Origin of the sequence: Providencia sp. wls1916 (genome assembly GCF_009706585.1) — a bacterium.
Taxonomy (GTDB): Bacteria; Pseudomonadota; Gammaproteobacteria; order Enterobacterales; family Enterobacteriaceae; genus Providencia; species Providencia lanzhouensis.
Genome location: NZ_WLUL01000009.1, coordinates 327,829 through 351,770, shown reverse-complemented (window position 1 = coordinate 351,770; position 23,942 = coordinate 327,829). Strand labels below are relative to the sequence as shown.

Here is a 23,942-nt window from a genome sequence, read left to right as displayed (position 1 = left end):
TTAACTTGAGAGGGGAGCCATGGGTGGAAATGAATAATTAGTTAATTTCAGCGCAGTTTAAGCAAAATGCGTAACGGTTTTGCGGGTCGTTCATTTTTAAGAAAAACTGAGCTTGGCGGCGAATATCAGTAGCGACCGCTGGTGGTAGGAATGTTTGCAATGCATCAGGCATCATGACTTGAACGTTGCTTGTCAGTTCAAGGATCAACTGATCCATAAAGGAAAGTTCAGGTTGCATCCAATCCAGCTCGACAGATTTTACTTTCGCTAATTCAGCGGCTTTTGCAACGGCATCATCGAAATCACCGAGTTCATCAACTAGACCAATCTTCAGCGCATCCTTACCAATCCAAACGCGACCTTGGGCAATTTTATCGATTTCTTCTGGCGTTTTATGGCGAGATTGAGCGACTAAGCCAATAAAGGTTTGGTAGCCATTTTCGATGGTGATTTGCATCATATCGGAAAATTGAGGACTGATCCCCTTAGTGACAGAAACGCCCGCTAATGGTGAAGTCGAAACACCGTCAGTATAAACGCCAATGGATTCTAATGAGTTTTCAAAGGTATTGATCACACCGAAGATACCGATAGAACCTGTTAAGGTGCTTGGGCTTGCAATGATGTAGTCAGCTGGTGTTGAGATCCAGTAACCGCCTGATGCGGCCATACCACCCATTGATACGACGACAGGTTTCTTCGCTGCGCGGGCTGCGGCTAATTCACTGCGGATCAAGTCAGAAGCGCTGACACTTCCACCAGGGCTATTAACACGTAATACGATGGCTTTAATATTTTCATTTAAACGGGCATCACGGATTTGAGCTGCTAGGGTTTCGCCACCAGCAATACCGGGAGTTTGCGGACCATCCATGATGGCACCTTGTACTACGATGACTGCAATATTGCCGTCGCTGTTGCTGGTATCGGCAATTTTAGTGGAGTAATCATAGATGCTAATGCCATTGAATGTTTTATCTTCTTTATTCCAACCAAACTGATTAGAGAACACATTTTCGGCTTGTTCGCGGGTGTAGATCTTATCCACTAATTTTTGCTGTAAAGCATATTGCGCAGTATCACCTTTGGCTGCGCGAAGTTGTGCAATGAGTTTATCCGCTCCCGGGAAGATTTGCTCTGCTTTAGATTGGCGATTTTCTGCGATAGAGCCTAAATAGTTATCCCACAAGGTATTTAACCAAAGCAGGTTAGCTTCACGGGCTTCAGGTGACATATTATCACGCATCATCGGTTCAACCGCAGATTTGTAGGTACCAACGCGGAAAATATGGGTGCTTACCTTGAGTTTTTCTAATAAGGATTTGTAATACAGGGTATCCGTTGAGAAACCGTAAATACCCACGGCGCCATGCGGTGCAAGATAAATTTCATCTGCAAAGCTCGCTAAATAATATTGAGCTTGTGTATAGCTATCGCCCATGGCATAGACTGATTTCCCAGAGGCTTTAAACTCTTCAATCGCTTTACCGATGTATGCCATGGAGGGTTGATCTGCGCCCACCAGATTATCTAAACGTAGTATTAGACCTGTAATGCGGTCATCGTCAGCGGCGGTACGAATGGTATCGACGATATCGAATAGCGAGTTTTCCTGCATTAAGTTATTGGAGGTACCTAGTAATTCGCGACTCATACGTCCGAAAGGATCTGGGGAAGAGACTTGGTCAACAACAATCCCTTGTAGATCAACAACCAGTGCACCAAAATAGTTTTTTTCTGGCTCGCTGTCGGATTGCAAGAGAGAATAACCGCCAATCACTAAAAATAACAACACGAAGAAAATTGCGTTGAAAACAAATTGTCGAATGAAATTAATGACTCGCCAGCTAAACTTAAAAACAGTGGCGAAAATATCCCAGAGTTGTCGCATTTTTTCTCCAGTGTGAGGATATCAATCAAGATGGCGGCATAAGATGACGCGCGAATGATTTAGAATATCATCTATTTGACAGATGATTAATAGATAGATTAATCAATAGATTTAATCCTATACAGTATCAAACGATGACAGATACCAAATAATGTAATACAGGATTATTCATAACAAAACCATTGTGGGCGTTGTACAATAGCCCGATGGTATTTCTATTTTGCTGAGCACTACATCAGCTTACTCTTAATCGGAGATCAATATGGATGCATTAACCCTTTTGTTGAACCGTCGTTCAGCTTCACGCTTAACCACTCCAGCGCCACAAGGCGAACAACTCGATAATATTCTTACCGCAGGAATGAGAGCGCCAGACCACGGAGCATTAAAGCCATGGCACTTTGTTGTCATGCAAGGAGAAGGTATCGCTCGCTTCAGCCAACTGCTTGAAAAAGCAGCGGTAGAAGGCAAGTTAGGCGCGGAAGTTGAAGAAAAAGCGCGTAATGCACCATTTCGTGCGCCACTCATCATTACTGTGATTGCGAAAGTGAAAGATCATCCTAAAGTGCCACAGTGGGAACAAATTGTTGCTGCAAGCTGCACCGTACAAGCTATGCAAATGGCCGCTTTAGCACAAGGTTTTGGCGGTATTTGGCGTTCAGGTTCATGGACGGAAGACGCTATTGTACGTGAAGGTTTAGGTTGTGAAGAAAATGACCATATCGTCGGTTTCCTTTATTTAGGTACACCAGAATTAAAAGCGCCTGCAAAAGCTCAACAACCTGATATGACAGGTTTTGTGTCCTATTTCTAAATAGAAAGAGCATTTCTAAAGAGACAGATAATGACAGAAAAAATTAGATTGACCCAATATAGCCATGGTGCTGGCTGCGGATGCAAAATCGCACCAAAAGTATTAGAGCAAATTTTACATACTGAACAAGCTAAATTTCATGATCCTCATTTATTAGTGGGAAATGAAACCAAAGATGATGCCGCAGTTTATGATTTAGGCAATGGTATCGGCATTATCAGTACCACTGACTTCTTTATGCCTATCGTGGATAACCCATTTGAATTCGGGCGTATTGCTGCAACGAACGCCATCAGCGATATTTTTGCGATGGGCGGTAAGCCGATTATGGCAATTGCGATCCTAGGCTGGCCGATTGCAAAATTACCACCAGAAGTGGCTCGCGAAGTGATTGAAGGTGGGCGTGCTGCTTGTGCGGATGCCGGAATTTCACTGGCAGGCGGCCACTCCATTGATTCACCAGAGCCTATCTTTGGTTTAGCGGTGACAGGGGTCGTAAACACAGATTACGTGAAGAAAAACAGTGCAGCGAGCGCAGATTGCGAACTGTTCCTAACCAAACCGCTGGGTATTGGTGTGCTGACCACGGCTGAGAAAAAAGGCGTGTTAGCAGCAGAACATGCGCACCTTGCTGCTGAAACTATGTGCCAAATGAATAAGTTCGGCGCGGTTGTCGCTCCTCTAGAAGGTGTAACGGCAATGACGGACGTAACGGGCTTTGGTCTCCTGGGACATTTAAGTGAGATCTGCGAAGGTTCTGGTGTTCGTGCTCAGATTGCCTTTAGTAAAGTACCAAAACTTGCTGGTGTGGAAAAATATATTGAAGCAGGCTGCGTACCGGGTGGAACTCAACGCAACTTTGATAGCTACGGTCACTTAATTGGACCAATGAGCGACCTACAACGCAAATTGTTGTGTGATCCACAAACGTCAGGCGGGCTTCTAATCGCGATTAAACCATCGGAAGTGGCTAAAATTAAAGAGATTGCACAGCAGCAAGGTGTTTTGTTACAGTCTGTCGGTACCTTATTACCTGCACAAAGCGGTGTGCCTTTAATTGAAGTGATCGATTAATCTATGCGTTTGTTTATTGCGGAAAAGCCTAGTCTTGCACGGGCCATTGCGGATGTACTGCCAAAACCTCACCGTAAAGGGGATGGTTTTATTCAATGTGGCGATGACCAGATGGTCACGTGGTGCATTGGGCATCTTTTAGAACAGGCTGAACCGGATGCTTATGATCCGCGTTATGCCCGTTGGAACTTGCAAGATTTACCAATCATTCCTGAGAAATGGCAATTGAAGCCCCGTTCCGCAGTAACCAAACAATTAAACACTATCGACACGCTCCTTAAACAAGCCAGCGTCGTTGTCCACGCAGGAGACCCCGATAGAGAGGGGCAACTTCTGGTGGATGAGGTGCTGGATTACTTCAAGCTTGATCCCGAAAAACGTAAAAGCGTGAAGCGCTGTTTAATTAACGACTTGAACCCTCAAGCTGTTGAGCGAGCGATTGATCGTTTACGTGAAAACCGTGAATTTATTCCGTTATGTGTTTCTGCATTAGCCCGCGCTCGTGCAGATTGGCTATATGGAATCAACATGACCCGCGCCTATACCTTATTAGGGCAGCGGGGCGGTTACCAAGGGGTTCTCTCTGTTGGGCGCGTACAAACTCCCGTATTGGGGTTGGTAGTTAGGCGCGACGAAGAGATAGAACACTTTGTACCAAAAGACTTTTTTGAAGTTAAAGCGCATATTGTCACACCAAAGGATGAGCGCTTTGTGGCAATTTGGCAGCCAAGTGAATCTTGCATTGATTTTCAAGATGAAGAAGGGCGTTTAATTCATCGTCCATTGGCGGAACATGTACTTTCTCGCATCGAAGGCAAACCGGCGATTGTCACGCAATACCAAGATAAGCAGGAAACTGAGATTGCACCACTGCCATTCTCGTTATCCGCTTTGCAGATTGAAGCCGCCAAAAAATATGGTTTAAGTGCCCAAGAAGTGCTGGATATTTGCCAGAAACTGTATGAAACCCATAAGCTTATCACTTATCCGCGTTCGGATAGCCGGTATTTGCCGGACGAGCATTTTGCCGGGCGTCATGCGGTATTAAATGCGATTGCAGTACACCAACCCGCATTAACTGAATTTGAATTACCCGAACTGGATAAGAAAAATCGGTGTTGGGATGATAAAAAAGTGGATGCTCACCATGCCATCATTCCGACCGCTAAAACAGCCTCCGTGCGTTTAACTGAAAATGAAAGCAATGTTTACCAGTTGATTGCTCGTCAGTACATTATTCAATTTATGGCGGATGCGGTTTACCGCAAATGCACTATCGATTTAGACATTGAAAACGGCAAGTTTAATGCCAAAGCGCGTTTTCTTGCGGAAGCAGGATGGCGAGTCGTGTTAGGCGGGAAAGAGCGTGACGCGGAAAACGACGGCATGCCATTGCCTATCGTGAAAAAAGGCGATGAGCTTTTATGTGAAAAAGGGGAAGTGGTCGAACGGCAAACTCAGCCACCTCGCCCATTCACCGATGCAACGCTGCTGTCTGCGATGACGGGGATCGCCCGTTTTGTGCAGGATAAAGCATTAAAAAAAGTATTGCGTGAAACGGATGGTTTAGGGACTGAAGCGACGCGAGCGGGGATTATTGATTTACTGTTTAAGCGTCAATTTCTGTTTAAAAAAGGGCGCTATATTCACGCCTCCCCCGCTGGGCGAGCGCTGATCCACGTTTTACCCGATATGGCGACCTTGCCCGATATGACGGCTCACTGGGAGTCAAGGTTAACGCAGATCAGCGAAAAACAGACGCGTTACGATGATTTTATGCAGCCGTTGAGCCAGACGTTAATCAACTTAATTCAGCAAGCTCGTCAATACACAAACTTGCGCGCATTTCGTGAATTGCCACCTGTTGCCAATAATAAAGGGGCAAAGAAGGGCACGAAAAAAGCGAGTGCGAGTAAAGGGAAAAAATCATCACCGTCAGAATAGGTGCAGTGGATTTCTAAACTTGAGCGCGCTAAGCAGTAATTTGGGTAGGAAGGATATCTAGGGGAAAGCATAGGGCATATGATTATGCCCTATAAAGAGAGACTCAGGATTACTTCGTCAGGTCGAACTCAGCCCAAACAGGTGCGTGGTCAGACGGTTTTTCCATACCACGGATGTCGTAATCAATACCCGTTGCGCTACAACGGCTGGCGAGTTTCTTAGAGGCCAGCAGAAGGTCAATGCGCAGACCGCGATTATCGTCAAAGCCTTTGGAGCGGTAATCGAACCATGAATAGCAATCGGTGGTATCTGGATGCTGCTCACGGTAAGTATCAACAAGCCCCCAGCTCAGTAGTTTATCTAGCCATTCACGTTCTTCAGGTAAGAATGAGCATTTTCCGGTTTTCAACCAACGCTTACGGTTAACTTCACCAATACCGATGTCTAAATCGGTATGGCTGATGTTCATGTCACCCATAATCAGCAATTGGGAATCCGTGGTTTGCGTTGATGTTACGTAATCTTGCAGATCACGATAGAATTTTTCTTTTGCTGGGAATTTGGTTGGGTGGTCACGGCTTTCTCCTTGAGGGAAGTAACCATTGACGACTGTCAGAATCCCTTCGCTGGTTTGAATATCAGCCATGATGATGCGGCGCTGAGCTTCATCATCATCAGTTGGAAAGCCTTTTCTAACGGCTAGTGGTTCATTTTTCAGGAGTAATGCTACGCCATAGTGGGCTTTTTGACCGTGAAAATAAACATGGTAGCCTAATTTACTGACTTCCTCATAAGGGAACATATCATCGTGGACTTTTGTTTCTTGTAGCCCAATGACTTCAGGTTGGTGCTTCTCAATAATCACTTCCAGTTGATGAGGACGTGCTCTTAGGCCATTAATGTTGAACGAAATAAATTTCATGGTTACTTATCACCCATTGCTTTGAATATGACTGAGGGGATTCTATCAGATGCTAACAATAGTGTAACTATTAAATATTTTTTGTTTATATAATTGCGGATAATTTATTAGGGAACTTTAATTTTTAATAATAATATATCTATAGCTGTTAATTAAAAAATGTTTGTTAGTTTTATAATCAACTACTGAAAAGTTCATTTAAAGTCAGTTGGTTATTTATATTTTAATGTGATTTAATGGTGGGGCAATAAAAAATAATCAAATGAAACAATATAATATATTGCTTTGCTATGTTGGAAATTATAAAAATACTTTTATGAAATATTGTTAATCATCAAATCAAAAAATTTATTTAAATTTTTATTTGATGCGGAAGATTATGGGTTAATCAACATGCTGTTATTTAAAATAATCATGTTGGTTTACATTTCAATAAATAGAATGGGGTCATAGATATGTTCTTTTCAAGAAAATTAGAGGCGTTTATGGCAGTTGTTGAGAATGGCTCGCTAAGCAAGGCTGCAAGGGTGATGAATCGCACGACACCCCCCATCGCAAAATCCATAAAAGACTTTGAAACGAGTTTGGGTAAACGGCTTTTTAAACGAGAAAAATTTGGAATGACATTAACTAAGGATGGCCAAGAACTTTATAACGATCTTAGAGATCTCTACTTGCAGGAGAAAGAAATAACGAAAAAACATTTTTCTGGTTATATTGTCAATGAAGCTAATATTTATTATGACTGGGGGAAAGAAAATCATCTAATTAATTTATATCAAGCAGCACATAAGAATAATGTACAGGTTAATATATTAAGATTTAACTATGATGAGGTAGATGAAATTGTCGATTATGATGGAAATACTTTAATTTTAAGTTCTGAATTAGTCATCAGTGAAAGGTTTTCATTACAAAAAAAAATAGAGAATGCGCCTTTAGGTATTTATTGCAGAAAAGAGTTATACGAGAAATTTAATCATGATGTTGTCGTCTTACTACAACAAAGTACTTGGCTATGCGATCCCTCATTTTATAAAAGCTCACTGATGAGTGACTTGCTGGCTAAAGTTGAAACCGCAGAGAATAAATCCAGCATACGACAGATGGATAATATTGGGTGTTGTCAGAGTTTCATTCAAGACGGTGATTTTATCGGGATTATTGACTATTATCCTGAGGATGAGCTGATCGATAGATCGCTGATCTATGTTTCATTAAATGGACTTTTGGATAAAAGTAACTGTTACATTTATAAATCAAAATCACATTCAAGTGTATTAAATCGATTTATTGGGGTAGTTGACAAACTTGGAAAAGACGTTGCTTAGATGGTGGTGGGAGAAGGATTCGAACCTTCGAAGTCTGTGACGGCAGATTTACAGTCTGCTCCCTTTGGCCGCTTGGGTATCCCACCAGATTTTGAATTGCTGTAATCGTTCACAGCGGGCGGCATCATATCAAATGACGCGCCCCTGTAAAGTATTAATTGAAAAAAAATGTCTGAATGCTGATTTTTTAATCTCAATGCGTGATAAATCAACAAATTACTACAATTAATAACCGATACGCTCTGTTATAAAATAATGGTTCGATTGCCATAAACAAAGACGCGCTGTGCCAATACCCAATATAAAGCATGGCTCAGTACGTTCTTTTCAACGTCGCGGCCTGCACGCATCATATCATCCGCAGTAAATGTATGGTCCACATTGATAACGTTTTGCGTGATGATTGGACCTTCATCCAAATTATCATTCACAAAGTGAGCGGTTGCTCCAATGATCTTAACGCCACGCTCATAAGCTTGGTGATAAGGACGTGCGCCTATGAATGCCGGTAAGAATGAGTGGTGAATATTAATAATTTGATTAGGGTAGTGCTGAACAAAAGCAGGGGTCAACACCCGCATATATTTAGCAAGGACAACATAGTCAGGCTGATATTGATCAATCTGAGCCGTGAGTTTCTCATCGTGCTGTTCGCGCGTTAAACCTTCATGGCTAATATGATGGAATGGAATACCAAACTGCTCTACAAGGTTTTTCAAGGTGTCGTGGTTGCCGATAACGGCAGCAATATCGACATCTAATCCATCGTAAGCGCTCTTCATCAGAAGATCACCAAGGCAGTGCGCCTCTTTTGTGACCATAATAACAATGCGGCGACGTCCTGCAGAGTTTAATTCACGCTTAGAGCCTTCTGGTAATGCATCATCTAAATCTGCCAGTAAGGTTTCATCGTTAAAAATCCCTTCCAGTTCCGTTCTCATGAAGAAACGACCAGTACGGTGATCAACAAACTCATTATTTTGGATAATGTTCAGCTGGTGTTTGTAGCAAATATTGGTGATTTTAGCGATCAATCCTTTTGCATCAGGACAAATGGTTCTGAGAATTTTTTTCTGTACATTTTTGTGTTGCATGGAACTGTCTAATCCTTAACTGACTAAAGCCTAATAATTTAGGCTAATCGTAATTTATGCAATGAATATACGAATTGATAAACAGAGAATTAATAACTATCGCAGCACTTCTTAAATTTTTTTCCTGAGCCGCATGGGCAATCATCGTTGCGCCCAACTTTTGGTGTTATTCCGTCAATGTAATACCACTGTGCATCAATGCGAAGAAAACGGGAACGTTCGTGAATAAGCTGTTTATGATCAGCTTTTTCATCAATAAAGCAAGCCGAAAATTCGACATAAGCTTCGTCAGGATTTTTAGCATGAGAAGAACTAATGACTCGCAGTCCCAGCCATTCAGTTTGTTCAAAACTATCTAAGATAGCTTCTCGCCACTCTTGTGCTTGGCAATCTGGGTGCCATGTTTTGATGAGGTAATCTACATTGTGATGGACATACGCGCTATATCGTGAGCGCATTAATTGCTCTGGCGTTTCAGCAATAACCAGCCCAAGCAACAGCGGAGAGCAGCATTGGTCAAACGGCAAAGGATGACCGCAACTACAATTATTTTTTAAAGATTGGCTCATTCTTTTCTCGATAAAATAACTATACTTAAAAAATATAGTCGTTAATGATTTTATAATATGACTATTGGCGTCAGAATATATTACTTATGAAACCAGGGTTGTCGTGGTAGGTATGATATGAAAAATAGAAAAATACTCATAGTTGAAGATGAAAAAATTTTTTGTACTATTCTTCGTGAATACCTCGAAAGTTTAGAAACAGAAGTCTACATCGCTGACAACGGCGCGCTTGCACTTGAGCTGATCACGCAACAAAAGGTGATTCCCGATGTCATTCTTTGTGATCTCAACATGCCCATCATGAATGGTGAATCATTTATGGCGGAGCTGGTGGAGCGTAATATTAATGTACCTGTGATTGTTATTTCAGCAACTACGGACTTCACGCAATTAGATAGAATGTTTCGTCTTGGTGCGAAAGATGCTTTGTTAAAGCCAATAAAAAATCTTGATGAAGTGAAAGTGACGATTCATGCGGCACTGTATCCAGAGCAATATGACTCTGAAACACTCATTGAAAATGAAATCCAGAATATTTCGAACATTTTGAATAATGACAAGTTGGATATGTTAGCCATCTTGAAACAATTACAGCCTCCAGTCGCGCAGGTTATAAATGGCTATAAGATAAACTATAGACAATTAAATGAAGCGAATCGTTTTGGGTTGCTGTTGGATATCGCGGCAATATCTGAGGAGCAAATCGGATTTTATTGCATTGATATAGAACGCTCTCCACAAGAAGGGGTGATGGCGGCGTTTTTAATTCGTGTTGTGTTTAATGACCTCTTAAAAAGTGCGGTGAACAACCGAGATAAAAAATTACCTCAAATTGATAACATTATTAATCAAATAAATCACTTACTGGAAGATTCTGGCTTTTCAGGTCAGTTTCCATTGTTACTTGGTTACTTTAATACCAAATCTAAAAATGTGATTTTGGCGAGTGCAGGACTGGAAGCCAATATTACGACGGAGCAGCATCATTACCATCTCGCGCGAAATGTCCCGCTAGGTACGCTAAAAACATACCATTCAAATCGATTAGACTTTCAAGGTGAGAGTTGGAAGTGTCTTATTCATAATTCGAATCAAAAAATCAAGTTAATGTTTAATCTCTATGCTCAGAAATAATGCACTTATTTAATGGATCTAGGTTCTATTTATCCTAAACGAACCCATCTCTATTTATTCAATAATGAATCCTGATATACTGGCGCGCACTAAAAACGCGCCAGTATAGTTTATTGAAAATATAAACGGTGCTTATTAAATTTTTGGAGTTCTCGAGATGATCAAACGCAAGGTGCGTAAAGCGGTAATCCCTGTAGCAGGTTTAGGAACACGTATGCTTCCAGCGACGAAAGCCATTCCTAAAGAGATGCTACCAGTTGTTGATAAGCCTTTAATCCAATATGTGGTTAATGAGTGTATTGCTGCAGGAATTAATGAAATTGTGCTAGTGACACATTCATCTAAAAATTCTATTGAAAACCACTTTGATACCAGCTTTGAACTTGAAGCCATCTTAGAAGCGCGAGTTAAGCGCCAATTATTGGATGAAGTGAAATCCATTTGCCCAAGTCATGTGACTATCATGCAAACACGCCAAGGCATTGCTAAAGGTTTAGGTCATGCTATTTTATGTGCGAAACCATTGGTGGGTGATGAGCCTTTTGCCGTAATCCTTCCGGATGTTATTTTAGATCGCTATAGCACCGATTTAACGAAATTTAACCTCAAAGAGATGTTAGAACACTACGAAACTACTGGGGCTAGCCAAATTTTAGTCGAGCCAGTACCAGAAGACGATGTTTCTAACTACGGAATTGTGGATTGCAACGGTGTGACTTTACATCCGGGCGATAGTAAACCGATTTCCCGTATGGTTGAGAAACCGAAGCGTGATGAAGCTCCATCCAATTTATCTATTGTAGGGCGCTATGTATTATCCGAAAAGATTTGGGATGCATTAGCGAAAACAGCACCGGGTGCTGGCGATGAAATCCAATTAACGGATGCTATCGCATTAATGATGGAAAATAAGGAACCTGTTGAAGCATACCACTTATGTGGTAAAAGTCATGACTGCGGAAATAAATTAGGTTACATGAAAGCCTTTGTAGAATATGGTATGCAACACGATACACTAGGAAATGATTTTTCCGCGTGGATTAAAGAGTTAGCCGCTAATTTAGATTCATCATCGAAATCTAATTAAAATACGAATCTTTGTTGTACAGATAAAAGCTAGCCTTTATGGTTAGCTTTTTTTATGGGCATTTTATAGAAATATGTAAAAAGGAGTACTCAGATTTTAAGTGTCATTAAATGTCAGTTATATAATATAAATCGATATAACCCGTGTGGCGTGTAAATTAATTAGTGTAGTGGGCTAGGAGGAGATTAAAGAATATCACTTGATTAGATTACGTAACTTTACTTTAACGTATATTTTGTATCACTCTTTTTGATTAGAAATAGATGAGGGGGATTGAAACAGAGGAGATGATAAATGGATAATAACAAGGCTACTATAAATAAAAACACCCTTATAAAAAGGGTGTTTAGAATTTGGAAGGTTATCAATATTAGATTAAGAAATCGTCTAAAGATTTGCCTTGTTCTTCGATTGCAACTTTAATTACTGCTGGAGTACGACCTTGGCCTGTCCAAGTTTTAGTTTCGCCGTTCTCATCAACATATTTATATTTTGCTGGGCGAGCAGCACGTTTAGCGCGAGTGCTGGTGCTTTTACCAGAATCCATAGTTTGCAGAAGGTCATTTAAATCTACGCCTTGTTCTAAAATCATTTCGCGAACTTTTTCCAGTTTGCGATTACGTTCTTCAACTTCAGCGCGAGCTTGGCTTTCTTCTTCACGACGTTCGTCAACAACGACAGTTAATTTTTCCAGCATTTCTTCTAAAGATTCTAAAGTGACTTCTCGTGCTTGAGCACGAAGCGTACGGATGTTATTTAATGCTTTTAATGATTCGCTCATTTTCCTGGTCTCAATTTTATATGTTGGCATGTGTACAGTAATAATAGAGTGCTATTTTAAATTCTGCAATAGCTAAATTACTTCGGTAGTTTAAAAGTTATCTTTAACGAATGCAATTTTTTTACAAAAGAATTATAAAAATTTTCGTTGCTATAAATTGCTCTATTATCAATAACGGTACTAATGAAAAAAGGTAATTAGAAAATGTCACTAAAATTTATATTAATAGCCTAGTGATAACCATTACCTTTTGTTTGTCGATGTATCAATGGATGTCTTTAACGGAAATTTTCTTTTTTTGACAGAATAAACTTAGCAATATGTGCCAATATCTATACCAGATAAAGTTAATATCAGTTTGAGATTAATTGTCTACAACACAGATGATGTGTGATCTAAAGGAACTAATTTAACATAGTGATGGATGGAAATTCATACACTTACTTATCTACATAGGTTTAAGTTAATCTTAAAAAACCTTTATGCTAAAGTATTCGCGAATATTATTTTTTAGGGAACCGCCCAATGGCACAGCTATATTTCTATTATTCTGCGATGAATGCGGGTAAATCGACTTCATTATTACAATCTTCCTATAACTATCACGAACGTGGAATGCGTACGCTGATTTTTACCGCTGAGATCGATAACCGCTTCAGTCAAGGTAAGGTATCTTCGCGGATCGGTTTATCTGCGGATGCGTTATTATTTTCGCCTATAACGAATATGGCAAAAATTATCAAAAACGAGAATAATGCTCAAAAAGTACATTGCGTACTTATTGATGAATGCCAATTTCTGACAAAACAGCAAGTAGAGCAATTATGTGATGTCGTCGATAATTTAGACATTCCGGTACTCTGTTATGGTTTACGAACGGATTTTTCCGGAGAGTTGTTTGCAGGAAGCCAATATTTATTAGCATGGGCAGATAAACTCGTTGAGTTAAAAACCGTCTGCTACTGTGGACGTAAGGCAAATAAAGTTTTGCGGATTGGTGGTGATGGCATCCCAGTATATGAGGGGGATCAAGTGGATATCGGCGGGAATGAAAAGTATATTTCAGTTTGTCGAAAGCATTACTCAGACGCTATCAAGCAAGCTCAATTAATGAATAGCGGTGCAATTGAAAAAATACCGTTTAACTTCAAATAATCATTAATTAAGATTAATGAGTTATATAGTTTACAAATAGGAATATCAGATTATTAAGATATTTTTGTCAAATAAAGTAAATGAATTAATAAAATACTCAGCTCGCTAGTTCTTAAAAGGGATGCATAGCAGATAAAGTTTCAGCGTTCATAGAATAAAACCGGATTGAGTGAGATTTGATAAGCCTCATGTTTTTAACATGGGGCTTTCTTTTTATGGCAGTTTAATTTCACACTTTGGCACATATCATATAATCAAAAAATGCAAATTTACTCGAAACTGTAGGGCGCAATGAAATTTAGCATTTCAGCATTTAAAAACGGTCGTTGTAATGAAAACTTCAAACTATTATCAATGGCGAGTGTGATTGCAGGAAACCCCAACATCGTCAATAAAAACAAAAATAGAGAAAAGCGCACCAGTCAAATGGGGATTATTGACTTATTTACTCTTAACTGGCGGATAAATAATAATGTCAGAGAGACCACCAAAATCATTAATCATCTGCCAACTAGCTTGGGAAATATGACCTTGTAGACCAGTGATTTCAGTATCACTAAATGGCGTGAGGATCAGGCTTTTCCTACAGTTTTGCTGGTTATATTTGAGGTTTACCACCGTGAGATAATAGGGGGTAGGGTTATTAAACACCCATTGTTTTCCCTGTTTTTTTAGAGTCACTTGCTGAAATACCGCATTATTAGGCACTGCCAGTTGATGAGGGCGGTAAAAGACTTTAATCACGATATTCGTCACAAACGAGCGTTTGGCATCATTTTTCTGTTCATTAGGATGCTTTGGGGCGGGAATAGCCCGTGTATTTAAAAAGAATAGAGATTCTCTATCTACGGGTAATTCCCTTTCATTTTTTAATAATACATGAGCACTAAACTTACTATTTGCATCTAATCTGAACAGTGGTGGTGTCACAGCAAAATAAAGGGATTTGGCACCTTCAAGTTGTTCAGTTACAGAGGTCTGAATTAGATAGGGGTTCAAATCATCATTCACAATGGTAAATGTTGCATTGGATTTAGTGCTATTTAGGATTAATCGAGTTTGTTCCAAACGCAAGCCAGCACTGTAAGCGAAAAAGCTTACTATGAATAAAAGTATGTAGGTAACGCCAGCCAGTTTTTTCATATCAGCTTATTAATCCACAATAAAGGAAAAATCATTGTCGATTGGAAAGCATCAATTTGCGGATCGCATATTTTTCCAGATGGACACCTAAGATAAGTATAAAGTATTATGACGAAATAACGAGAAAGGCTCCAAAAGCGTTAGGAAAACCCTAAATCTTTTGAAGCCTTTTTTATGTATTAATGGCTAAGCCATCAACGAGTTAACTATTTTTTACTACTTTTCTTTTCAGCTTTTGGTGCTGCTGGCTCTGCACTTTTTTCAGTAAATTCACGACCGTAGTAAGAATCCAGTAACAGTTGTTTAATTTCAGATATCAGCGGATAACGTGGGTTAGCGCCAGTACATTGGTCATCAAATGCATCTTCAGACAGTTTATCTAAGTGAGCTAAGAAGTCCGCTTCGGCAACGCCGGCTTCACGGATAGACTTAGGAATGCCTAAATCCGCTTTCATCTCTTCTAACCAAGCCAGTAAGCGTTCAATCTTCGCACCAGTACGGTCGCCTGCTTTGGTTAATCCTAAGTGGTCTGCAATCTCAGCGTATTGGCGGCGTGCTTGAGGGCGGTCATATTGGCTGAATGCTGTTTGCTTAGTTGGATTATCATTTGCGTTGAAACGAATTACGTTACAAATCAATAGGGCGTTTGCTAAACCGTGTGGAATATGGAATTCCGATCCCAGTTTATGCGCCATTGAGTGACAAACCCCTAAGAAGGCGTTAGCAAAAGCAATACCGGCTAATGTTGCCGCATTATGAACGCGCTCTCTTGCTACTGGATTTTTTGCTCCTTCATGGTAGCTTGCTGGCAGATAATCTTTTAACAGGGTCAGTGCTTTGAGTGCTTGACCATCAGAGAACTCATTTGCCAGAACAGAAACATAAGATTCTAATGCGTGAGTCACTGCATCCAAACCACCAAACGCGGTTAAGGATTTAGGCATGTTCATCACGAGGTTAGCATCAACAATCGCCATATTTGGTGTTAATGCGTAGTCCGCTAATGGGTATTTTTGACCTGTTTTATCATCCGTCACAACAGCAAATGGCGTCACTTCTGAACCTGTACCTGAAGTGGTGGTGATAGCGACCAGTTTTGCTTTCACACCCATTTTTGGGAATTTGTGAATACGTTTACGGATATCCATAAAACGTAATGCTAATTCTTCAAAGTGTGTTTCTGGATGTTCGTACATCACCCACATGATTTTCGCAGCATCCATTGGGGAACCACCACCTAAAGCGATGATCACATCCGGTTGGAAGGCTTGCATTTGAGCAGCACCTTTACGCACAACGGATAATGTTGGGTCAGCTTCGACTTCAAAGAAAACATCGGTTTCAATATGGTGCTTTTTCAGAACATCGACAATTTCATCAACATAGCCATTATTAAATAAGTAGCTATCGGTCACGATAAAGACGCGTTTCGCACCATCAGTGGCTATCTCTTCTAAAGCGATTGGAAGACATCCACGGCGGAAATAGATTGAACTAGGAAGTTTATGCCACAACATATTTTCAGCTCTTTTTGCCACGGTTTTCTTATTGATTAAATGTTTTGGTCCCACGTTTTCAGAGATGGAGTTACCCCCCCAAGAACCACAACCCAAGGTTAAAGACGGCGCCAGTTTAAAGTTATACAGGTCACCGATACCGCCTTGAGACGCAGGGGTATTAATCAAAATACGCGCCGTTTTCATTTTTTCGCCAAAATAGCTGACACGGTCATGTTGGTTATCTTGGTCAGTATAGAGACAAGAGGTGTGACCGATACCGCCCATTTCCACTAACTGTTCAGCTTTCTCTACTGCATCTTCAAAGTTTTTAGCGCGATACATTGCTAAGAGTGGGGACAATTTTTCATGAGCGAATGGCTCTGACTCATCCACAAGTTTGACTTCACCAATTAAGATCTTAGTGGTTTCAGGAACGATAACGCCCGCCATTTCTGCAATTTTAAATGCAGGTTGACCCACGATAGCCGCGTTTAAGTTGCCATCTTTTAAAATGATATTTTGTACCGCTTTGAGCTCTTTACCTTGTAACAGGTAGCCGCCGTGGGTAGCGAAACGCTCACGAACTTGATCATAAACAGCATCAACCACCACTACAGATTGTTCAGATGCGCAAATTACGCCGTTATCAAATGTTTTTGACATTAAGATAGAGGCAACGGCACGTTTGATGTCTGCGGTTTCATCGATAACAACTGGCGTGTTACCCGCACCCACTCCAATCGCAGGTTTACCGGAACTGTAAGCCGCTTTCACCATGCCTGGACCACCTGTAGCTAAGATCAGGTTAATGTCAGGGTGGTGCATCAGCGCATTGGATAGCTCAACAGAAGGGGAGTCAATCCAGCCAATAATATCTTTTGGTGCGCCAGCTTCAATGGCCGCGTTCAATACAATCTCAGCAGCACGGTTAGTCGCAATTTTAGCGCGTGGGTGTGGAGAGAAAATAATAGCGTTACGGGTTTTTAAACTAATTAATGATTTAAAAATTGCGGTAGAGGTTGGGTTAGTGGTTGGAACGATACCGCAGATAATACCAATCGGCTCAGCAATGGTGATGGTACCAAAAGTTGGGTCTTCAGATAGAACACCACAGGTTTTCTCGTCTTTATATGCGTTGTAGATATACTCAGAAGCGAAGTGGTTTTTAATCACTTTATCTTCAACAATCCCCATGCCTGACTCTTCAACTGCGAGTTTTGCTAATGGAATTCGTGCATCAGCAGCAGCAAGAGCAGCGGCGCGGAAAATACGATCCACTTTCTCTTGAGAGAAGCTGGCGAATTCACGTTGAGCTTTTTTGGCACGAGCAACAAGTTCATTGAGTTCAGTAACGTTTGTTACGGACATATAGATTACTCCTGATAAAGTTAAAATTTTTAAGCCAATGAGCAAAGCATCTAAAAAAAGCTGTTGTGACTAGAACATCTAAAACGACCACCCAAAACAACAGTATAGATAAACTTAATAATAATGCTTTTCGCCCATGCTAATTGGCTTATAAATCTCAGATAAATAGCTCAAAAAGTAAAAATTAACTGATTGATTACCGCGTTTACCAGTTGAGACTAGATTAACAAAAAGGGAATTTAATAAAGTGATCTAAATCACAAAGTATGCAAGCTGACTCCATTCAGCATGCTGTTTTTATGGGATTCATTGATTTGCAAAAAAATGATTAATTTATCGCTAAAAAGAGGTGAATAAATCATTCTTTTTTGGTCATTAAGATAAGTTGCAATAAATAATTCTACTAAGATGCACAAAATTGTTCTTTAACTAAGGATTTTAGCGATTTCAGTGATAAAATTAGTTCAGGTAAGCGTTTCTTGTTTAAGAATTTTATGAGGGTATTAATGGGTGAGCGCAACATTACTTGATTTATCAGGCTATATTAAATTTTTTATTGGTCTATTTGCGTTGGTAAACCCGGTTGGTATCCTGCCTGTGTTTATTAGTATGACAAACTATCAAACCGTTGCGAGCCGCAATAGAACTAATACGATAGCCAACTCATCAGTCGCAATTATTCTTTGTACATCGTTGCTGGTGGGGGACTCGATATTACAGCTGTTTGGTATTTCAATTGACTCATTCCGCATCGCGGGGGGAATTCTGATTGTCACCATCGCGCTATCGATGATCAGCGGTAAAATTGGTGAGGACAAACAGAACAAACAAGAAAAAACAGAAACCGCAGTGCGCGATAGTATTGGAGTGGTACCGTTAGCGCTTCCGTTAATGGCGGGTCCCGGTGCAATCAGTTCGTGCATTGTCTGGTCATCGCGATGGACTGGCTGGCAGAACTTTATTGGTTTAGCGTTAACCAGTATTTTGTTCGCTTTTTGCTGTTGGCTGTTGTTCCGCTCTGCGTCTTTACTGGTTCGTTACTTAGGGCAAACGGGCATCAACGTTGTCACTCGTATCATGGGGCTACTACTCATGTCATTAGGTATCGAAATCGCTGTAACGGGTGTTAAAGCCATATTTCCAGGACTTTTATAGTGAGTGTTATTTAGCCGTCTTACGAGACGGCTATTCTCATCTGCCTTTCCCTTCATTCCATTATTCCTTTCGAATTCAATATATTCACTCAAATATTTTGGCTTGTTATGTGTAATCAAACCGTCCTTTACAATCAAAATAATTCCTCTACGCGATAAATTTGAAATGTGATTATGTGTCGCACTTTTTGCAAAATCAGGCATAAAAAGTAAGGAAATGTGAGCTGCGTAAATTTATTCACTATTCTCATTAGAGATTGTTAATGATATGTTTGGATTAATGTTGATGAAAATTTTAAGAGTAACTTAAGGTTTTTTATTATCTAATTGTTTTTATTTGAGTATTTAAAGGTTGAGGAAGTGTGTTACCCCTTTTTAATAGGCTCTCCAACTTTAAATGTTAAATAAATGTAATTTTTTATAACTTTTTTTATAAGCTTTCTGAGCAAAATTGCACCGTTAAGGAAAGCTTTTGGTGGTTAAATTAGAAAACAGCTTAAGAAACAGTGACTAGAGTAGTAGTAAATCAACAATGTATAGGCGAACTAAACGTCGTTCAACATACGTTGAAACGTTAACTGTAAAACCGCAACTATGAAATGGAGAAGGCGCAACGATGAAACTTACTACCAAGCACAGTTTACTTTCCTGTCTCATTTTCTCATTAACAATTTCTGCTCAAGCTTCATCAACCCCCGATAAATCCCCATTAAATACAACATCCATAAATAAAATAGTGGTCAATAACGGTTCAGAAGTGACTTCACTCGATCCTCATAAAGTCGAAGGGGTACCTGAAGGCAATATTATTTTAAATTTATTGGAAGGGCTGGTTTACGACGATATTAATGGTGTGGCGGTTCCTGGTATGGCAACCCATTGGCAAAATGAAAATTACACCGTATGGACATTTACCTTACGCGATGATGCCAAGTGGAGTGATGGCACTCCCGTTGTTGCAGAGGATTTTGTATATAGTTGGCAGCGTTTAGCGGATCCTAAAACCGGCTCGCCTTATTCCAGTTATTTACAAAATGCTTATATCGAAAATGCAGACGCTATTTTAAAAGGTCAAAAACCTAAAGAGTCGTTGGGCGTCAAAGCCCTTGATGACAAACATTTGCAAGTCACCCTAAGTCATCCCGTTCCGTATTTTATCGATATGCTTTCCCACACTTCAATGAAACCCGTTAACCGTAAAGCCATTGAAAAGTACGGCGATAAATGGACTCAACCGGGTTCCTTTGTGGGCAATGGCGCCTATGTTTTGGATGAGTGGACGGTCAACGAGCGAATTATTATCAAACGTAATCCGTTATATTGGAATGACGCAAAAACGCAGATTGATCAAGCGACATTCTTAGCGATTACCTCTGAAGTCAGTGATAACAATCGCTATCGCAGTGGGGAAATCGATATTAGTAATTCAGCTATTCCCCCAACACTATTCAAAAAGATGAAAGCGGAAAAGCCGAACGAACTGTATGTTCGTCCGTTTCTGTGTACGTTTTATTATGAAATTAATAATCAAAAAGCCCCATTCACGGATCCTCGAGTACGAGAAGCCATTAAGTTAGGTTTAGACAGAGAAACCATCACTAATAAAATTATCGATCAAGGACAGACGGTGGCTTACGGTTTTACGCCAACGTTTATCCATAATGGTAATTTTGCAGTGCCAGAATGGGCAAAGCTCACGCCAGAACAGCGTTATCAACGTGCGAAAGAGTTGCTCGCGGAGGCTGGATATAACGCCAAAAATCCGCTCAAGTTTACCTTGCTATATAACACCTCAGACCAAAATAAACAGCAGGCGATTGTAGCGGCATCTATGTGGCAGAAAAATATTGGCGCAGAGGTAACACTGCAAAACCAAGAGCGGAAAACCACACTGCAAAATCGCCATGAAGGAAATTATCAGGTTGCAAGAGCAACATGGTGTGCCGATTACAATGAACCTTCTGCATTTTTGAATTCATTACTATCAGAAAACAGCAACAATACGGCGGCCTATAAAAATAAAGCCTATGACCAACTGTTATTAGAGGCTTTAACGGCACCGGATGACCAAGCTCGTCAACAGATTTACCAACAGGCGGAAACCCTGCTGGATAAGGAATCTGCGCTAGTTCCCGTTTATTACCGTGTGAGTGCAAGGATGATCAAGCCCACAATCGGAGGATTTAAAGGTGAAGACCCTCTTGATCACATGGATATTAAGCGGTTATATATTAATTCTACTAATTAATAATTTTGTAATAAACAAAATAATTGCTTACTGACTCAGTAAGCAGATGCATCAACAACACAACCAAAACAATAGTATGGGAGTAACCAAAATAATGAGCAAATTACTGAATAAGACATTTGTTGCTTTAAGCGTTGCTGCTGGGTTAATGGCAGGGACGATGGCGACAAGTTATGGTGCAGTGGTACCAGCGGGTGTCGAACTGGCTGAAAAACAAAATATGGTTCGCAACAATGGTTCTGAACCTCAATCCCTTGATCCGCATAAAATTGAAGGTGTTCCAGAGTCGGCTTTAGCAAGAGATCTTTTTGAAGGGATTACGATTGTGGGTCCTGATGGTGAAATCTTACCTGGCTCTGCTACGAGCTGGGAAAATAAAGATTTCACCGAGTGGACGTTTAAAATTCGCGATGGCGCGAAATGGTCAAATGGTGACCCTGTCACGGCCGAAGACTTTGTTTATAGCTGGCGCAGACTCGCTGATCCTGATACCGCATCCCCATACGCGAGTTATTTGCAGTATGCACATATCAAAAATATTGATGACGTCATTGCCGGTAAGAAAAAGCCAGAAGAGCTGGGCATTAAAGCGCTGGATGATAAAACTTTAGTGATTAGTTTGAGTGAAGCCGTCCCTTATATTCCAAAATTATTGGCACACTCCTCGATGTCGCCAGTGAATAAAAAAACAATCGAAAAATATGGTGCTAAGTGGACTCAACCAGCCAATTTTGTGGGTAATGGCGCCTATAAATTAAAAGATTGGACAGTTAACGAACGTATTGTTTTAGAACGTAGCCCAACTTATTGGGATAACGCAAACACCGTGATTGACCAAGTGACTTTCCTGCCTATCTCCTCTGAGGTCACGGATGTTAACCGTTACCGCAGTGGTGAAATTGATATGACCTATAGCAATTTACCGATCGAACAATTTAAGTCACTACAAGAAAATATGCCAAAAGAGCTGCGTGTAAATCCGTATCTCTGTATCTATTATTACGAAATTAATAACGAAAAACCGCCGTTTAATGACCCGCGTGTTCGTGAAGCATTAAAACTTTCAATGGACAGAGATGTCATCACTTACAAAGTGAAAGCGCAAGGTGATATTCCGGCTTATGGCTTCACACCACCGTTTACCAGCGGCATGAAGACAGAAAAACCAGATTGGTATGCCAATATGACCCAAGAGCAGCGTAATGAAAAAGCCAAACAGTTGCTGGAAGAAGCGGGTTACAACAAATCAAATCCACTGAAATTCAATTTACTGTATAACACGTCAGATTTACATAAACGTATCGCGATCGCTGCATCATCCATGTGGAAGAAAAACATTGGCGCTGACGTGAAACTGGAAAACCAAGAGTGGAAAACCTTCTTAGATAGTCGTCACCAAGGTAACTATGATGTGGCGCGTGCGGGCTGGTGTGCGGATTATAACGAACCGTCATCCTTCTTAAACATGCTGCTTTCTTATAGCAGTAACAATACCGTGCATTATAAAAACAAAGATTTCGATGCCATCATGAAGAAAACACTTCAGGTGAAAACGGACGAAGAGCGTGCTGAGTTGTACCAACAAGCCGAAAAGCTCTTAGATAAAGACTCTGGTATCGTGCCTCTCTACTACTATGTGAACACCCGCTTAGTGAAGCCATACGTGGGTGGATATACGGGTAAAGATCCATTAGATAATTTACATACTAAAGATCTGTATATCATCAAGCACTAATCACAACAGGCTGGCTCCTTGAGGGCCAGCCATTAGCCTTAATGGCAATAGAAGTAGGAAAGGGCAATGTTTAAATTTATTTTGCGTCGTTTGCTTGAAGCAATTCCGACTTTATTTATTCTTATTACCATCTCATTTTTTATGATGAGACTCGCACCGGGCAGCCCGTTTACTGGTGAACGTAAGCTTCCACCCGAAGTCATGGCTAACATTGAGGCGAAATATCACCTTAATGACCCAATGTATAAGCAGTATTTCAGCTACTTATTCCAACTTTCTCAAGGGGATTTCGGTCCTTCTTTCAAATATAAAGACTATAGCGTCAACGATTTAGTTGCGAAAGCCTTTCCCGTGTCTGCAAAATTAGGCGCCACAGCCTTTGTGGTTGCCGTGTTATTTGGTGTTACTGCGGGGGTGATTGCCGCATTAAATCAAAATACCAAATGGGACTTTACAGTCATGGGATTTGCCATGACGGGGGTTGTCATCCCAAGCTTTGTTGTGGCACCACTTTTGGTGCTGATTTTTGCCATTCACTTGAAATGGCTCCCCGGTGGAGGTTGGGATGGTGGTAACGTCACGCACATGATTTTACCGATGGTGGCACTCTCTTTGGCGTATATCGCCAGTATTTCGCGTATTACCCGTGGTTCGATGATTGAGATCATGCACTCAAACTTTATTCGTACTGCGCGCGCAAAAGGATTACCGCTGCGTACCATTATTTTCCGCCATGCGTTAAAACCTGCATTACTGCCAGTGCTCTCATATATGGGACCTGCATTCGTGGGGATCATCACGGGTTCCATGGTGATTGAGACCATTTTCGGCTTACCGGGAATTGGACAGTTGTTCGTCAATGGCGCATTAAACCGTGATTACTCGTTAGTGCTTAGCTTAACGATTTTAGTTGGGGTATTGACCATTGCCTTTAATGCTATCGTCGATGTGCTGTACGCCGTCATCGACCCGAAAATTCGTTACTAAGACCGGAGAAAC

At 40.7% G+C, this 23,942-nt stretch carries 18 protein-coding genes and 1 tRNA gene; 11 read left to right on the top strand and 8 right to left on the bottom strand.

Going from position 1 to position 23,942, the window contains the following annotated elements:
* Positions 1-37 precede the first annotated feature (37 nt).
* The gene (sppA, locus tag GKR61_RS04810; protein WP_036956479.1) at positions 38-1,891 is read right to left on the bottom strand and encodes a signal peptide peptidase SppA; all 1,854 of its coding nucleotides are present in this window, start codon (positions 1,889-1,891) and stop codon (positions 38-40) included.
* 262 nt (positions 1,892-2,153) lie between these two features.
* On the opposite strand from sppA, the gene GKR61_RS04805 reads away from it, so the two are divergent.
* The 3 genes from GKR61_RS04805 to GKR61_RS04795 are packed head-to-tail and all read left to right on the top strand — an operon-like array spanning position 2,154 to position 5,723.
* Complete coding sequence (locus GKR61_RS04805; protein ID WP_154599221.1) at positions 2,154-2,705, top strand: NAD(P)H nitroreductase; 552 nt, start codon at positions 2,154-2,156, stop codon at positions 2,703-2,705.
* A gap of 30 nt (positions 2,706-2,735) precedes the next feature.
* Complete coding sequence (gene selD, locus GKR61_RS04800) at positions 2,736-3,779, top strand: selenide, water dikinase SelD (protein ID WP_036956484.1); 1,044 nt, start codon at positions 2,736-2,738, stop codon at positions 3,777-3,779.
* 3 nt (positions 3,780-3,782) lie between these two features.
* Complete coding sequence (locus GKR61_RS04795; protein ID WP_036956485.1) at positions 3,783-5,723, top strand: DNA topoisomerase III; 1,941 nt, start codon at positions 3,783-3,785, stop codon at positions 5,721-5,723.
* A gap of 109 nt (positions 5,724-5,832) precedes the next feature.
* On the opposite strand, the gene xthA is transcribed toward GKR61_RS04795, so the two are convergent.
* Positions 5,833-6,645, bottom strand: coding sequence for an exodeoxyribonuclease III (gene xthA, locus GKR61_RS04790; RefSeq protein WP_154599223.1), 813 nt, complete (start codon positions 6,643-6,645; stop codon positions 5,833-5,835).
* Positions 6,646-7,100: 455 nt separating this feature from the next.
* Here xthA and GKR61_RS04785 point away from each other — a divergent pair, with 455 nt between their 5' ends.
* The gene (locus tag GKR61_RS04785) at positions 7,101-7,976 is read left to right on the top strand and encodes a LysR family transcriptional regulator (protein WP_036956489.1); all 876 of its coding nucleotides are present in this window, start codon (positions 7,101-7,103) and stop codon (positions 7,974-7,976) included.
* Between the two features lies 1 nt (position 7,977).
* Here GKR61_RS04785 and GKR61_RS04780 read toward each other — a convergent pair.
* From GKR61_RS04780 to GKR61_RS04770, 3 genes are all read right to left on the bottom strand, one after another.
* A tRNA-Tyr gene (locus tag GKR61_RS04780) sits at positions 7,978-8,062 on the bottom strand.
* A gap of 159 nt (positions 8,063-8,221) precedes the next feature.
* Positions 8,222-9,070, bottom strand: a complete 849-nt coding sequence (purU, locus tag GKR61_RS04775) for a formyltetrahydrofolate deformylase (RefSeq protein ID WP_036956491.1) — start codon at positions 9,068-9,070, stop codon at positions 8,222-8,224.
* Between the two features lie 89 nt (positions 9,071-9,159).
* Positions 9,160-9,639, bottom strand: coding sequence for a YchJ family protein (locus tag GKR61_RS04770; RefSeq protein WP_108478069.1), 480 nt, complete (start codon positions 9,637-9,639; stop codon positions 9,160-9,162).
* Positions 9,640-9,756: 117 nt separating this feature from the next.
* Here GKR61_RS04770 and rssB point away from each other — a divergent pair, with 117 nt between their 5' ends.
* Together rssB and galU are read left to right on the top strand one after the other, a co-directional pair.
* The gene (gene rssB, locus GKR61_RS04765; protein WP_154599224.1) at positions 9,757-10,773 is read left to right on the top strand and encodes a two-component system response regulator RssB; all 1,017 of its coding nucleotides are present in this window, start codon (positions 9,757-9,759) and stop codon (positions 10,771-10,773) included.
* A gap of 157 nt (positions 10,774-10,930) precedes the next feature.
* A complete protein-coding gene (gene galU, locus GKR61_RS04760; protein WP_036956498.1) occupies positions 10,931-11,860 on the top strand; it encodes a UTP--glucose-1-phosphate uridylyltransferase GalU in 930 nt (309 codons plus the stop codon).
* 370 nt (positions 11,861-12,230) lie between these two features.
* On the opposite strand, the gene hns is transcribed toward galU, so the two are convergent.
* A complete protein-coding gene (hns, locus tag GKR61_RS04755; protein ID WP_006661675.1) occupies positions 12,231-12,641 on the bottom strand; it encodes a histone-like nucleoid-structuring protein H-NS in 411 nt (136 codons plus the stop codon).
* Positions 12,642-13,166: 525 nt separating this feature from the next.
* Here hns and GKR61_RS04750 point away from each other — a divergent pair.
* On the top strand, positions 13,167-13,796 hold the full coding sequence (locus tag GKR61_RS04750; protein ID WP_036956500.1) for a thymidine kinase: 630 nt from the start codon (positions 13,167-13,169) through the stop codon (positions 13,794-13,796).
* Between the two features lie 441 nt (positions 13,797-14,237).
* On the opposite strand, the gene GKR61_RS04745 is transcribed toward GKR61_RS04750, so the two are convergent.
* Both GKR61_RS04745 and adhE read right to left on the bottom strand, forming a co-directional pair.
* Positions 14,238-14,939: a fimbrial biogenesis chaperone gene (locus GKR61_RS04745; protein ID WP_108478071.1), complete on the bottom strand. Its 702-nt coding sequence runs from the start codon at positions 14,937-14,939 to the stop codon at positions 14,238-14,240.
* A 206-nt stretch (positions 14,940-15,145) separates the two neighbouring features.
* Positions 15,146-17,806 carry a bifunctional acetaldehyde-CoA/alcohol dehydrogenase gene (gene adhE / locus GKR61_RS04740; RefSeq protein ID WP_154639584.1) on the bottom strand — a complete coding sequence of 887 codons (2,661 nt, stop codon included), beginning with the start codon at positions 17,804-17,806 and terminating at the stop codon, positions 15,146-15,148.
* A gap of 510 nt (positions 17,807-18,316) precedes the next feature.
* Between adhE and GKR61_RS04735 the strand changes: the two genes are divergently transcribed.
* From GKR61_RS04735 to oppB, 4 genes are all read left to right on the top strand, one after another.
* Positions 18,317-18,961, top strand: coding sequence for a YchE family NAAT transporter (locus tag GKR61_RS04735; protein ID WP_036956506.1), 645 nt, complete (start codon positions 18,317-18,319; stop codon positions 18,959-18,961).
* Positions 18,962-19,576: 615 nt separating this feature from the next.
* Positions 19,577-21,208, top strand: coding sequence for an ABC transporter substrate-binding protein (locus GKR61_RS04730; protein WP_154639583.1), 1,632 nt, complete (start codon positions 19,577-19,579; stop codon positions 21,206-21,208).
* Positions 21,209-21,302: 94 nt separating this feature from the next.
* Complete coding sequence (oppA, locus tag GKR61_RS04725) at positions 21,303-22,943, top strand: oligopeptide ABC transporter substrate-binding protein OppA (protein ID WP_108478074.1); 1,641 nt, start codon at positions 21,303-21,305, stop codon at positions 22,941-22,943.
* Positions 22,944-23,009: 66 nt separating this feature from the next.
* Entirely contained in the window at positions 23,010-23,930 is a 921-nt protein-coding gene (oppB, locus tag GKR61_RS04720; RefSeq protein ID WP_036956512.1) for an oligopeptide ABC transporter permease OppB, read from the top strand.
* Positions 23,931-23,942 lie beyond the last annotated feature (12 nt).